Annotated in this window: 13 protein-coding genes; 9 read left to right on the top strand and 4 right to left on the bottom strand. The window is 68.4% G+C overall.

All coding sequences use genetic code 11. The features are described 5' to 3' along the window. The first annotated feature begins 153 nt into the window (after positions 1–153). From FBZ88_RS19225 to FBZ88_RS30345, 7 genes are all read left to right on the top strand, one after another. Complete coding sequence (locus FBZ88_RS19225; protein ID WP_145618781.1) at positions 154–2,094, top strand: di-heme-cytochrome C peroxidase; 1,941 nt, start codon at positions 154–156, stop codon at positions 2,092–2,094. 137 nt (positions 2,095–2,231) lie between these two features. Then, on the top strand, positions 2,232–3,536 hold the full coding sequence (locus FBZ88_RS19220; protein ID WP_145618780.1) for a hypothetical protein: 1,305 nt from the start codon (positions 2,232–2,234) through the stop codon (positions 3,534–3,536). Between the two features lie 9 nt (positions 3,537–3,545). Then, positions 3,546–4,010 carry an SMI1/KNR4 family protein gene (locus FBZ88_RS19215; protein ID WP_145618779.1) on the top strand — a complete coding sequence of 155 codons (465 nt, stop codon included), beginning with the start codon at positions 3,546–3,548 and terminating at the stop codon, positions 4,008–4,010. Positions 4,011–4,019: 9 nt separating this feature from the next. Beyond that, entirely contained in the window at positions 4,020–4,340 is a 321-nt protein-coding gene (locus tag FBZ88_RS19210) for a hypothetical protein (RefSeq protein WP_145618778.1), read from the top strand. A 14-nt stretch (positions 4,341–4,354) separates the two neighbouring features. Beyond that, positions 4,355–4,798, top strand: a complete 444-nt coding sequence (locus FBZ88_RS19205) for a hypothetical protein (RefSeq protein ID WP_145618777.1) — start codon at positions 4,355–4,357, stop codon at positions 4,796–4,798. After that, positions 4,795–4,989 (top strand): hypothetical protein, encoded by a 195-nt coding sequence (locus tag FBZ88_RS19200; RefSeq protein ID WP_145618776.1) that lies wholly within the window; start codon positions 4,795–4,797, stop codon positions 4,987–4,989. The genes FBZ88_RS19205 and FBZ88_RS19200 overlap by 4 nt, the downstream gene beginning before the upstream one ends. Positions 4,990–4,995: 6 nt before the next feature. Beyond that, positions 4,996–5,166 (top strand): hypothetical protein, encoded by a 171-nt coding sequence (locus FBZ88_RS30345; RefSeq protein WP_186464489.1) that lies wholly within the window; start codon positions 4,996–4,998, stop codon positions 5,164–5,166. 11 nt (positions 5,167–5,177) lie between these two features. Here the strand turns inward: FBZ88_RS30345 and FBZ88_RS19195 are convergent, their stop codons facing one another. The 3 genes from FBZ88_RS19195 to FBZ88_RS19185 form a co-directional block, all read right to left on the bottom strand. After that, entirely contained in the window at positions 5,178–5,804 is a 627-nt protein-coding gene (locus tag FBZ88_RS19195) for a ParA family protein (protein WP_145618775.1), read from the bottom strand. A 37-nt stretch (positions 5,805–5,841) separates the two neighbouring features. Beyond that, a complete protein-coding gene (locus FBZ88_RS19190) occupies positions 5,842–7,437 on the bottom strand; it encodes a CYTH and CHAD domain-containing protein (protein WP_186464488.1) in 1,596 nt (531 codons plus the stop codon). 197 nt (positions 7,438–7,634) lie between these two features. Beyond that, positions 7,635–8,219 carry a hypothetical protein gene (locus tag FBZ88_RS19185; protein ID WP_145618773.1) on the bottom strand — a complete coding sequence of 195 codons (585 nt, stop codon included), beginning with the start codon at positions 8,217–8,219 and terminating at the stop codon, positions 7,635–7,637. 165 nt (positions 8,220–8,384) lie between these two features. On the opposite strand from FBZ88_RS19185, the gene FBZ88_RS19180 reads away from it, so the two are divergent. Further along, on the top strand, positions 8,385–9,575 hold the full coding sequence (locus FBZ88_RS19180; protein WP_145618772.1) for a phosphoglycerate kinase: 1,191 nt from the start codon (positions 8,385–8,387) through the stop codon (positions 9,573–9,575). 156 nt (positions 9,576–9,731) lie between these two features. On the opposite strand, the gene FBZ88_RS19175 is transcribed toward FBZ88_RS19180, so the two are convergent. Beyond that, positions 9,732–10,445, bottom strand: coding sequence for a M48 family metallopeptidase (locus tag FBZ88_RS19175; RefSeq protein ID WP_246134372.1), 714 nt, complete (start codon positions 10,443–10,445; stop codon positions 9,732–9,734). Positions 10,446–11,168: 723 nt separating this feature from the next. Between FBZ88_RS19175 and glpK the strand changes: the two genes are divergently transcribed. Further along, positions 11,169–12,656: a glycerol kinase GlpK gene (gene glpK, locus FBZ88_RS19170; protein WP_145618771.1), complete on the top strand. Its 1,488-nt coding sequence runs from the start codon at positions 11,169–11,171 to the stop codon at positions 12,654–12,656. Positions 12,657–12,791 lie beyond the last annotated feature (135 nt).

Here is a 12,791-nt window from a genome sequence, read left to right as displayed (position 1 = left end):
GCGGGCATCCGGCACGCCGGCTGTGCGCGGGACCACATGCGACCTGGCCCATGCGTACGCACGGTTGAAGAAACCCCTTGCCATTCCGTACGGCACGGCGCAAAGGCACCGATGGGGGATCAAAGCGCGACGACGGCGATGGGGGAAGGTGCCATGCGGGTTTTCAGCATGCGGCGGCGCATGGCGGCAGCCTTGGCCGGCCTGGGTCTGCTGGCGTACAGCCATGCCGGGGCGCCCCCGGCACGGGCGGCTACGCCCGCCCCCTTCCCCACGGCGCAAGCGCCCGAGGTGGTGCGCCTGCTGGACCAGAACTGGCCGCAGTCGGTGCGCCAAGGCTTCTACACCACCAGCCAAGGCTCGCAGCTGATGCCGTACAGCTGGTTCAAGGCGCTGGAGCGGCCGGCCTCGACCGAGCTGTTCTTCGCCGACCGGCTGGCGCGCTTCAACTACCTGCCCAACGACGTCTCGGCGCAGAACCCCGAAGGCCTGCCCGTGGGCTTCGCCCTGGACCGGGGCACCGGCCCCACCTCTATCGGCATGACCTGCGCCGCCTGCCACACCGGGCAGATCACCTACAAGGGCACGGCCCTGCGCGTGGACGGCGGCCCGGCCGACGCCGACTTCCAGGGCTTCCTGGTGGAGCTGTCGGCCGCCCTGGCTGATACGGTGTCTGACCCGGCCAAGTTCAACCGCTTCGCCGCCCGCGTCGGCGGCGACAAGGCCGCGTTGAAGGCCAGCCTGGCCGCCTTCTCCACCGCCTGGGGCGGGTTCTTCAGCGCCGCCCTGGACGGGCAGGCGTGGGGCCCGGCGCGGCTGGACGCCTTCAGCATGATCTTCAACCGCCTGACCGGCCTGGATTTCCGCGTGCCGTCCAACGTGCTGCCGGCCCATGCCCCGGTCAGCTACCCCTTCCTGTGGAATGCCCACCAGCAGGATGCGGTGCAGTGGAACCTGTCCGCCCCCAACGGCAACTACATCAAGGCGCTGGCCCGCAACACGGGGGAGGTGCTGGGCGTGTTCGGCGCGCTGAACGTCTGCGTCGCCGGCAAGGACCTCGCGGGGCAAAGCTGCCCGGGCGACCGGCGGCGCTTCGCCTCCAGGCTGTTTCCGCACATCCCCTTCTACGACACCTCCATCAGCGTTCCGGGCCTGATGAAGCTGGAATGGGCCATCACCCAGCTGGCGCCGCCCGCCTGGCCGTCCACCGTCTTCGGCGCGATCGACGCCGGCAAGGCGGAACAGGGGCGCCAGCTGTTCAACGAGGTCTGCGCCGACTGCCACCACATGACCAAGGCAGCCCTGAGCCAGGATGTGTGGCCGGTGATGGACCAGCGCCCCACCGACACCGACCCCACCACGTACCGCAACGCCCTGCGCTGGGCGAAGACCGGGCCGCTGCAGGGCACCCGCGCCCTGCTGTTCGGCGACGGCGGATCGGTCAGCGTGGGCGACATGCCGGCCGACGCCCAGGCCGTCAGCGTCCTGACCAACGGCGTCATCGGCAGCGTGGTGGACGGCCTGCTGAACCAGAAGGGTGGCACGTTGAACCATGACGACTACGCCAACCTGGGCCTGACGCCACTGAGCCTGATCAAGCTGGCCATCGACCAGAAGACCGGCTCGGTCAACGATGTCGAACAGGCCATGGGACCGGCCTTCAGGGCCGTGCCGCCCGCCGGCCCGCCGGCGCACAAGACGTCCTGCGTCACCAGTGACGGCGCGGCAGGCGACCAGACGCCGCCGGTCTATGAGGCGCGGCCCCTGTTCGGCATCTGGGCCACCGCTCCCTACCTGCACAACGGGTCAGTCCCCACCCTGTGGGGGGTGCTGAAATCCTCGGCCCGGCCCGAGGCCTTTGCCGTGGGCAGCAGGGAGTTCGACCCCGTGCAGGTGGGCTACGTGAGTGCAGTGGGCACGCCGGGCACCGCGCAAACTTGGGTCTATGACACGACCCTGCCCGGCAACTGCAACCGCGGCCACGACGATTATCGCCGCGCCGACGGCAGCCCGCTGACGGACGACCAGTTGTGGGCCATCCTGGAATTCCTGAAGATGCTGACCACCAAGGATCAGCTTTGGACCAGCGTGTACTGAGGATACGGGTGCGCCGCCGGGCCCTATGCCGGGCGGCTTACCCCTGAGGGAAAGCCCCTCCTCCGGCCCCTTTCCGTGCCCCCGTCGCCGCCTTAGTTCATCCGCCGTAACCGGCTGAACCAGAGGCGGGAGGGGCGGTGCCTGACAGCTTTTCCAGTCACGCGCCCTTCGCGGCGTCAGCGCCGGGCCAGGCCATGCGTGGCTGGGTCGAGGCCGCCATCCCCGAAGGCCGGCTGCTGATCGGCCCTACCCTGGCCGTGCCCGCCGGGATGCGCCGCTACGCCATCACCGTGCCCTTCCGCCCCTGGCAGGACAATCGCGTCATCCAAGCCCTGAACAGCCTGGATGAGTTCGGGCGCCAGCGGCTGCGCCTGGTGGTGGACGGCGTGGACCATCGCTGCAGCACCGGGCAGTTGATGGGCCGGGTCATGGCCGACTTCGCCAACGGCAGCCTCAGCGCCTATCTCATCCCCCACGCCACGCCGCCCATATCCCCGCCCACCACGCCCCCGCCCCATTCCGGCGCGTATGGACAGCCGGAGGGCGACCCGCCGGGCCAGCCGGCGCAATGGTCGATGATCCAGCGCGTGGTGGGTATGCTCCGCCGCAGCATCCCCCACCTGCCGCGCGACATGCAGCAGGCGGCGAGAAGCCTGTTCACGCTGGAGACGCTGTACTGGCTGGCGGGTTTCCTGGCCGCCTGGGCGGTGGGCCACGCCGCCGGCTATGGCGAGGCCATCGACGTCGTCCTGCTGGGCGTGGGCTATGCCATGGTGGGCTGGTCGGTGTTCGGCGGTCTGAACGGCCTGGGCCACGGCGTGGCCATGGCCACCACCGCCAAGACCGAGCACGACCTGGACGAGGCCGCGAAACGCACCGCCGCCGGCCTGACCGTGCTGACCATCAACGCCATCATTGCCCTCATCGCCAAGGTGAAGCCGGCCTCCGGCGGCAAGCGCCCGCCGGTGGTCGAGGAAGAACCGCCGCCACCACCTCCTCCGCCAGACCCGCCGGTGAAGCCGGTTGAGCCGGCGCCTAAGGCCCCGGTCTATCCTGAAAAGCCCACCGCCTATAGCGTGGCTTATGAAATGAAGCTGGACCCAAGCGACTTTGGCAAAAGCCGCTCAGTGCAGTTCAACCGAGCCAATGCGGCGCTGGACAACGCCCTTAAGAGCGATCCTGAATTCGCGGGGCAGATGGAGGAATTGATCCCCGGCGTGCAAAAGAGCGTCTCTTCCGTAGGTGGTAGGGCGACTCCGAAGGATTGGGTTTGGGAACACGCATCAACATCTACCGCCTCGGGACAACAGGGGGTCATGAGACTGGTGCCTGATTTCCAACACACCCCTGGGTCACCTTGGTGGCGCGTCCTGCATCCTGACCCTGGCGCCTCCGGTGGTTATTCCGAGTGGGCGATTCCCAATGGTGCGCCAAAGAACTAAGGATAGGTCATGGATATCAAACGCCTGAACATCAACTTTGGTGGCACTCCCTCCCCTGGCTATCAGGGGGGCGACGCCGCTATCAATGACGTGGCGGCGCTGGTTCATAGCGCGCTGCCCTCCAGCTACATCAATTTTATAAAAGAAGCGGATGGTGGCCATCCGGAAATCGGAAGCTTCGCGCCAGTGGGCGGTGATGCCGGCAATCTGTTCGACATCGACCTGTTCTATTCATTCGGCGATAGCCGGGGGACGAACATCAAAGCTGCTCTCGCTCGTTGGGGCAGTATCCTTGGCCAGAACGCCCTTCCCATTGGGCGGGACGGGGGCGGCAATCAAATTTACATCGATCTGACGAATGGCGGCCAATCGGTCTGGATTTTTCTGCACGACGAAGAAAATCATAGACTTAAGATAGCCAATGATTTTGAAGCCTTTATCGGTCTTCTGCAGGAAAATCCGGACTTCATCTAGAGGAAGACGATGGACAGATACACCGGCAAGCCATTTCTACGCCTGATCGAGTGCTACATTCTGGATCTTATAGATCAGCTTGAAGACAAGCAGCGGGCGACGTTGAAGGCGATGGAGCCCAACCTGCAAAAGACCTACAACGCGCAAGGAACGTGGCAGGAAATCGTGGCCGCTCAAATGGCGTTTACCGAGTCATTCAACGCACAAGTTCGCACGTTCTGGAACGGATATCTAAACCATGCGAGGGCCAATCACGCCTCCGTACATCCGGAGGAGTTCGTAATCTCCCTAGTCGATCAGAACTTCAACTCTGATCAATCACCCCGCTGAAACAGCGCCCCCGAATGACGACAGAGGGTGATCAATTCCAGTTCTGGCTGATGGATATGAGTGATGCGATCGAGCGCTTCCTTCAGTCCGTCCCCACGCAGGTCGCTACGCGGCTGGACTATTCGCCCGAATCGCTGAACGTGATCGAAAAGTACATCCTGGACAGATACCCCACGATCAACGACATCAAAAAGCAGAGCGAAGCCAAGACCATCGACGGCATGGCACGCTATGTCGGCCAAGTGTTTCGCGAGCACTTCGGCGGGAAATGGATCATCGATTATTCTGACAAGAAGAATGCGTTCTACGGCCTTCCCCAGTTGTGGGGCATGCAAGAACAGCGGACGGCGTCTTGCCCGCTGACCCTGGTGACGGCGTCCACCGACCGGCGGACGGGGAAATTCATTCGGACGGTCTTTGAAAACTATCGCCAGCGGATCGCCCAGGCCCCGGAATGAACGACGCAGCATCAACGCTGGTCATCGACCTCGTACAGGAATTCATCGCCTTCCTGAATAGCCACAGCCCCGGCTGGATCAAAGGCTATTACCGGTTTCGGGCGGAGGAAGCCCGGCATGGCGCCAACGCCTCCTACACCACCGCTTCGGACGTCCAGCTCATCGGCGCGGTGAAGGCCAGCCCGCTTTAGGCCGCGATGAACGAAACGGGAGCTGCGCTGCTCCGCGCCCTGGGGAAGGAAACGGGTGTCTTCCTGCTGACGGTGGATACCGGCGCTCAATACGACATCCGGTTCGACTGGGATGATCTGGACCGGTGGCGGATCACCAAGCTGGACGGCGGCACGGGTTTGCCAGCGGGGGCGTGACGCCCCCGCCCTCAGCTCGGGTCCTCAATAAAGGCGATCAGCGGGGCCCAGTCCTGGCGCAGGTCGGCCAGGCGCTTGGCCTTCTGGTCGAACAGGCTGAGGCCGGCGGCGGCCGCGTCGGGGTAGGCCTGGCTGTCGCGCAGGCGGGTCACCACGCGATGGCCCACCGTGCCCAGGAAAGTGTCCAGCCGGTCGGCGGCGCGGGTGCGGGCGCGCACGCGGTTGCCCACCACCGCCACGGCCTTGCGGCTTTTGCGGATGGGCTTCAGCTCGTCCAGCTTCCTCAGGAAGCGTTCCGTCGCCTGCTCGTCGAAGGCGCCGGGCAGCAGGGGCAGCACGATCACGTCGGCCTCGGCCACCAGCTGCTCCACCTCCTTGGGCTTCAGGGCGGCGGGCGCGTCGATGACCAGCACCTCGGCCCCCTTGGGCACGCTGTCGATCTCCTTGGTCCAGTCAAGGGCGGCGATGACCGGGGCGGTGACCGGCCGGCGGGCCAGCCAGCCCAAGGACGATTTCTGCCGGTCCACATCGGCCAGCACGGTCTGCCGGCCGTCGGCGGCGAAGGCGGCGGCCAGATGGGTCGCGACCGTGGTCTTGCCGACGCCGCCCTTGATGTTGGCCACGAGGATGGAAAGCATGGGGTGCCAGTTCCTTGAAATGCAGCGGTGAGGAGGGTCAGGAGGGCGGGTGCGGCCAGTGGTCCACCGGCGTCCAGAAGGGGTCAGCGTCCAGGAAGTCGTCCACCGCGCGGCAGAGCGCATCCTCCCCCACGGCCATGTGGGCGGCGTGCCAGCCCAGCACCAGGCCGGCGCCCATATCCCAGCCGGCGGGGCTCACGTCCTTGGCGGCGGCCAGGTCGGCCCGCAGCTCCCGGATCAGCGCGTCCATGGTGGCGACGTCGTTCAGGTGGCCCAGCCCGTCCTGCAGGCCGGACAGCCGTTCCAGGTACTTGCGCACGGCCTTTTGCGGGTACAACTCGCGGAAGAAATCCACGGCGTAGCGCAGCTTCTTCATGGCGATGCGCAGGCCGTGGCGGGCGGGCGCGTCCAACCGTTCGAAATGGCGGCTGCGCTTGGCGGCACGGTGGCGCTGCCGGGTCAGCACGGCATCGGCGAAGGGCAGCAGCGGCTGGCCCAGCCAGGCCAGGCGGTCGGCCGGGGCATCGTCGCGCCAGCAGCGCCCATCCACCCAGCGGCCCAGGGTCAGCAGCAGCTCGGTGTAGCCCGGGCCCGACACGGCGGCCCGCGCCGCCGTATGGCCCCGGCCCCGCGCCCCTTGCGCCGCCACGGCCAGCGCCTGCAGGCTCTCCTGTTCCGGCATGGCCGCCGCCACCGGCGCCAGCAGTTCCTCCAGGAACACGTCCCAGGACCGGGCCGGCCCCACGGCATCGGCCAGGCCCTTCAGCGCCGTCTTCAGGGTGGCGGCCTGTGGCTCGGGCAGGATGGCCTTGAACAGGGTGAGGGCGGAGCGCAGGCGCCGCACCGCCACCCGCAGTTGGTGCACGCCCGAGGGGTCGCCGGCCAGCACCGCGCCCTCGTTCGCCGCCATATGATGCAGGCAGGCGCGCGCCACGCCGGCCAGCGCCGCCTCCACCGTGTCATCGGGATGGAAGTTCAGGGGGCCGGCCTTCACCGCCTTAGGCGCCGCCGCCTCGCCGCGCGCCAGGGCGTAGCCACGCTCCGCCTTGGTGCGCAGCTCCAGGCGCAGGGGCACGGCACGGTGCAGGGCCAGCGCCAGGTCATAGAGCACGCGGCGGTCCTGGCCCTCGGCCAATTCCAGCTCCAGCTCCGCGATCGGCTCTTCCCGGCCGTCGGCCGCGCGGGTGACGCCCTGGTCCACCGCCACGTCCACCGCCAGGCCGGCGGCCATGGGCAGGGTGCGGGTCCAGCGCTTGACCTCGTTGCTGAACACGGGGCCCAGGTGGCGCAGGTCGATACCGTCCAGCAGGACCTGGGCGGCGGCGTCGGTGAAGGCCTGGGGCACCAGATGCCCATCCGGCGCCGGGATTTCCCATTCCGACCGGGCCAGGGCCATGCCCCCGCCGGCCGACGGGCCCTTCAGGGTCTGCAGCACCTTAGCGCCCGAATGCCGCAGGCGCAGGCTGACGCCCCGGGCGGCGAGGTCGCCCTCCGGCGTGTCGAAATAGGTGTTGCGCAGCGTCTTGGTGACGGCGCGCGGGCCGGCCAGAACCGGTGCCGTCTTCAGCCGGGCCAGATGCTTGGGATCGACCGCGAGCTTCAGCTCGATCTCCTGCGGGGCGGCCGCAAGCACGGAAACGGGCGCACCCTCCGCTGGATTGGCGGGGGGAACGGGTGACGTCGACTGGGATTCGGGCATCTAGGCGGGGTCCGGCATTGCCAGGGGCGGCGGCCGCTGGGGGCGCGCCCTTGTCCCCCAACGCTATAGGACACCCCGGGCGGCGACAATATGGTGAATGGTTAAACTTTGAGCGCTCACAGGTGCACCCATTACAAGTGACCATGCCGCACGATGGCCAGGTTGATGGCCAGGTGCACCACCACCGTCAGCACGAACCACAGCGTCCGCGCCGCCGGATACGTCGCCCGCACCGCCCACAGCTGGCCGAAGGACAGCGCCACATGCAGCAGGCTGGGCACCGACCGCGCCACCAGCACCGTGCCCAGGGCCAGCAGGGGCGGGAAGCCCAGGCTGAGACAATGGACATTGCCGGCCGCGCACAGCGGCAGCATGCCGCGCGCCAGCGCCCAGACGGCCACGCCCAGCTCCCACGCCGCCCAGGCATAGCCGGCGCTGACCGCCGCCCGGGTGTCGCGGTTGCTGAGCGACAGCAGCAGGTAGCGCCCCGCCTCCTCCATGCAGGCCCCCAGGATCAGCAGCAGGGTCACGGGCCCGACATGGCCGCCGGACAGGCCCAGGGCGCCCAGGTCGCGGGCGAACCAATCCTCCATGGCCGTGACCCCGGGCAGGACCAGCAGGCCGGCGGTCAGCACCCGCCCCTCCAGCACGCCCCGGCGGGCCAGCACCAGGGTCACCAGGGCCAGGATGACCAGGAAGAGGATGTAATAGATCACGCGGGCGTTCCCATTTGTTCGAGCGCCAATGAGGTAAAGCGGGCTCCGCCTTTCGGCCAGAGTGGTGTAGCGGGGCGGCTTGTGCGGTTGCAACAGGGTCCCGCCTATGCTTCCTTGGCCCCGTCTCACGCCATTCCACCTTGATACGGGCCGGGAACCGATGCCATGACTTTCAAGACCCTAGACGATATCGCCCCCGCCAGCCGCACAGTGCTGGTCCGCGCCGACCTCAACGTCCCCGTGCAGGACGGCCAGGTGACGGACGCCACCCGCCTGGTCCGTCTGGTCCCCACCTTGAAGGAACTGGCGTCCAAGGGCGCCAAGGTCGTGGTGCTGTCGCATTTCGGCCGGCCCAAGAACGGCCCGGACGAGAAGAACTCCCTGCGCCAGGTGGTGCCGGCCCTGTCGGACGCCCTGGGCGCCCCGGTGGCCTTCGCCGGCGATTGCATCGGCAAGCCGGCGCAGGACGCCATCCGCGCCCTGGAAAAGGGCCAGGTGCTGGTGCTGGAGAACCTGCGCTTCCACGCCGGTGAGGAGAAGAACGACCCCGCCTTCGCCGCCGAGCTGGCCAAGCTGGGCGACATCTATGTCAACGACGCCTTTTCCGCCGCCCACCGCGCCCATGCCTCGACGGAGGCGCTGGCCCGCTTGCTGCCGGCGGCGGCCGGCCGTCTGATGCAGGCCGAGCTGGTGGCCCTGTCCAAGGCGCTGGGCCAGCCGCAGCGCCCGGTGGCCGCCGTGGTCGGCGGTGCCAAGATCAGCACCAAGCTGGACCTGCTGCTCAACCTGGTCGGCAAGGTCGACATCCTGGCCCTGGGCGGCGGCATGGCCAACACCTTCCTCTACGCCCAGGGCGTGGACGTCGGCGCCTCGCTGGCGGAGAAGGACATGGCCGACCAGGCCCGCGCCATCCTGGCCAAGGCCGAAGCCGGCGGCTGCCAGATCCTGCTGCCCAAGGACGGCGCGGTGGCCAAGCAGTTCAAGGCCCACGCCCCCTCGCGCATCGCCGCCCCCGGCGACATCGCGGCCGATGAGATGATCCTGGACGCCGGCCCGGCCACCGTCGAGTACTATGGCGAGAAGCTGGCCACCGCCAAGACGGTGGTGTGGAACGGCCCCATGGGCGCCTTCGAGATCGAGCCCTTCGACGCCGCCACCAACGCCGTGGCCAAGATCGTGGCCGACCTGACCAAGGCCGGCACCGTCCTGTCCGTGGCCGGCGGCGGCGACACGGTCGCGGCCCTGGAGCATGCCGGCGTGGCCGACGCCTTCAGCTACATCTCCACCGCCGGTGGCGCCTTCCTGGAATGGCTGGAAGGCAAGGAGTTGCCGGGCGTGAAGGCGCTGGAAGAGTAACCCTCAATCGCCGGGCGGCGGCATCCGCCGCCTTGGCTTCCTCGCTTTTCAGTCCGCTGACGCTCCCCAAAAAGCTCCGGCGGACGCGGTCGCGTCCTACAGCGGCATGAGGCGATCTCATGCCGCTGGCGGGTTGAACACCCCTCCCCTATAAAATTAACCAAACCGGTGCAGCTTGGCGCCGTGCGCCTTAAGCCAGGCGCGCGGTTTGTCGACGTCACCGGCCAAGTCCGCGCACAGGGCCCAGAACTTGGGCCCGTGGTTCATCTCCTTGAGGTGCGCCACCTCGTGCGCCACGACGTACTCAACGATCTGCGGCGGGGCCAGGATCAGGCGCCAGGAATAGCTGATGCGGCCGGTGGCGGAGCAGCTGCCCCAGCGGCTGCGGGTGTCGCGCACGGAGACGCCGCTGGCACGCAGTTTGGCGCGGGCAGCCGTCTCGGCCGTCAGGGCCGACAGGTGGCGCCGCGCCTCCGCCTTCAGGAAATCGGTGACGCGGCGGTTCAGAAATTCCGCCTCCCCGCCCACGCACAGGTCCAGGCTGGCCGGTCCCTCGACCAGGCGGGCGCCGCCCCTACGGCCGGGGTCGTGGCGGATGACGGCCGACCGGCCCAGCAGGGGCACCGCCATGCCATCGATGAAGGGCTGGCGCGGCGGCAAGGCTGCCAGGCGGGCGTTCACCCAATCCAGGTGGCGGCCGACGAAGCCCGCGACCTCGGCATCGCCCACGCGCGGTGGAACGGTGACGCGCACGGTGTCGGTGGCGCCGTCGACCTTGAGCGAGAGGCGCCGGGCGCGCGGGCTGCGCCGCACCTCCACCGGCTGGGTTATGCCGGCCACGCGCAATTGCGACACCGTGGTCGGCGCCACCCGCGCCTTCGTCCTGGTTTTCGGCGCTGGCCTTGTCGGGGCCGTCAGCCCCATGCCGCGCAACAGGCCCATCAACCCCATTGGTCCCGGCCCCTCGACATCCTCCGGCGGCCAAACCATGGCCCGCCACTCACCTCTATATAAGGGGTCCCGGCACGAGGCGCACCCCCATATGCGCCGCCCGCCGGTGTGAACGGGACGGGCGGTGGATAATGATGGGTAGATGTCCGGGTAGGATGGGGCATCGGCGCGGCGGGGCCGCCCCCACAAAAGCGAACCCCCGTGCCGGTCAGGGCAACGGGGGTTCTGTTGGCTTCAGTGAAGCTCAGATAGTCCATCGAGCGATACACCGGTCAGTAACCGGCATCAGCAATCGCTATATGTGTGGAGCTGTCACACAGCTCATACAGTACGCATCGGTGGAGTCATGGTTTGACACACCCTCCTGGTTACGGGCAACACATCGAATACTGCATGCATTCGACGATTTACCTGATCTGGTGGGCTAATCTGGTTTCTGATGCCTCCTGAGTGCTTCGGTAAGACAGATGGTGCGCCTGTTACAGTTCGGCGTCAACCCCATTACGCACGCCTTTTCGCCCCCCTTCTGGATAGCTTTTTCCGACCCCGCCGTTGACAGGTCGGCCCCCGCGACGCACCGTCGGCGTACAGCGCACGGGGCAACCAGCGCCGTGATAACAAGACCCTGAGGGAGGGGCCCCGATGCCCGCCGACCTGATCCTGGCCATCGACCAGGGTACCACCTCCACCCGCGCCATCCTGTTCGACGCCAACGGCCGCCCCCTGGCCACGGCCCAGCGCGAGCTGCCGCAGCATTACCCGGCGGATGGCCAGGTGGAGCATGAGCCGGAGGACATTTGGCGCGACACGGTGGCGGTCTGCCGGGACGTGGTGGACCAGGCCGGGGTGGCTGCCGCCCGCGTGGCCGCCATGGGCATCACCAACCAGCGCGAGACCACGCTGGTGTGGGACCGGCGGACGGGGGAGGCGCTGCACCCGGCCATCGTCTGGCAGGACCGCCGCACCGCCGGCCTGTGCCAGGCCCTGCGCCGCGAGGGGGCGGAGGCCATGGTGCGCCAGCGCACCGGCCTGCTGCTGGACCCCTATTTTTCCGCCACCAAGCTGGCCTGGATCCTGGACACCGTCCCCGGTGCCCGTGCGCGGGCCGAGGCGGGGGAGCTGGCGTTCGGCACCATCGACTGCTTCCTGCTGTGGCGCCTGACGGGCGGCCAGGTGCACGCGACCGACGCCACCAACGCCGCCCGCACCCTGCTGTTCAACCTGGAAACCCTGGACTGGGATCCGGAGCTGCTGCGCCTGTTCGGCATCCCGGCGGCCGTCCTGCCCCGGGTGCTGGACAACGCCGGCGCCTTCGGCGTCGCCACCGCCGACCTGCTGGGCCGGCCCATCCCCGTGCTGGGCATGGCGGGCGACCAGCAGGCCGCCGCCATCGGCCAGGCCTGCCTTACACCCGGCATGATCAAGAGCACCTACGGCACCGGCTGTTTCGCCCTGATCAACATCGGCGACACCCCGCGCCCGTCCAACCACCGCCTGCTGACCACCCTGGCCTACCGCCTGGACGGCCGCGCCAGCTATGCCCTGGAGGGGTCGATCTTCGTGGCCGGGGCGGCGGTGCAGTGGCTGCGCGACGGGCTGAAGCTGATCCCGGACGCGGCGTCCAGCCAGGGCCATGCCCAGGCGCTGGCCGACACCGGCGGCGTCTATCTGGTGCCGGCCTTCACCGGCCTGGGCGCGCCTTACTGGGACCCCGACGCGCGGGGCGCCATCCTGGGCCTGACGCGCGACAGCGGCATCAGCCACATCGTGCGCGCGGCCCTGGAGTCCGTCTGCTACCAGACCCGCGACCTGATGGACGCCATGGCGGCCGACAGCGGCTGCGCCCTGACCGCCCTGCGCGTGGACGGCGGCATGGTCGCCAACGACTGGCTGATGCAGTTCCTGGCCGACCAGCTGGACCTGACGGTCGAACGGCCGGCGGTGACGGAAACGACGGCCCTGGGCGCCGCCTTCCTGGCCGGCCTGGCGGCGGGCCTGTTCCCCGGGCTGGACGCGATATCCACCCTATGGCGGGAAGAACGGCGCTTCGAACCCGCCGCCGATCTGGCCGCGCGGGAGCGCCTGTATGACGGCTGGAAGCGGGCGGTGGGCCGGGTGCGGGGCGGCTGATTGTATGCGGCGTTTCGTCGCGGATTATCGCTATGCGTGCAAATTTTCGAGGAGATTCTTACACAATCATAGCATTCGATGGCGCCGCGCCAGCCCTGGGGCGAAGCCGGCATGGGCGGGGGCCCGGCCATCCTC

The sequence above is a fragment of the Nitrospirillum bahiense genome (assembly GCF_007828025.1).
Classification (GTDB): domain Bacteria; phylum Pseudomonadota; class Alphaproteobacteria; order Azospirillales; family Azospirillaceae; genus Nitrospirillum; species Nitrospirillum amazonense.
This window is presented reverse-complemented; position numbering and strand designations above follow the sequence as displayed.

Coding starts and splice junctions, on each gene's coding strand:
- FBZ88_RS19225 (WP_145618781.1), top strand. CDS start 154: ATGCGGGTTTTCAGCATGCGGCGGCGCATGGCGGCAGCCTTGGCCGGC.
- FBZ88_RS19215 (WP_145618779.1), top strand. CDS start 3,546: ATGGATATCAAACGCCTGAACATCAACTTTGGTGGCACTCCCTCCCCT.
- FBZ88_RS19210 (WP_145618778.1), top strand. CDS start 4,020: ATGGACAGATACACCGGCAAGCCATTTCTACGCCTGATCGAGTGCTAC.
- FBZ88_RS19205 (WP_145618777.1), top strand. CDS start 4,355: ATGACGACAGAGGGTGATCAATTCCAGTTCTGGCTGATGGATATGAGT.
- FBZ88_RS19200 (WP_145618776.1), top strand. CDS start 4,795: ATGAACGACGCAGCATCAACGCTGGTCATCGACCTCGTACAGGAATTC.
- FBZ88_RS30345 (WP_186464489.1), top strand. CDS start 4,996: ATGAACGAAACGGGAGCTGCGCTGCTCCGCGCCCTGGGGAAGGAAACG.
- FBZ88_RS19195 (WP_145618775.1), bottom strand. CDS start 5,804: ATGCTTTCCATCCTCGTGGCCAACATCAAGGGCGGCGTCGGCAAGACC.
- FBZ88_RS19180 (WP_145618772.1), top strand. CDS start 8,385: ATGACTTTCAAGACCCTAGACGATATCGCCCCCGCCAGCCGCACAGTG.
- glpK (WP_145618771.1), top strand. CDS start 11,169: ATGCCCGCCGACCTGATCCTGGCCATCGACCAGGGTACCACCTCCACC.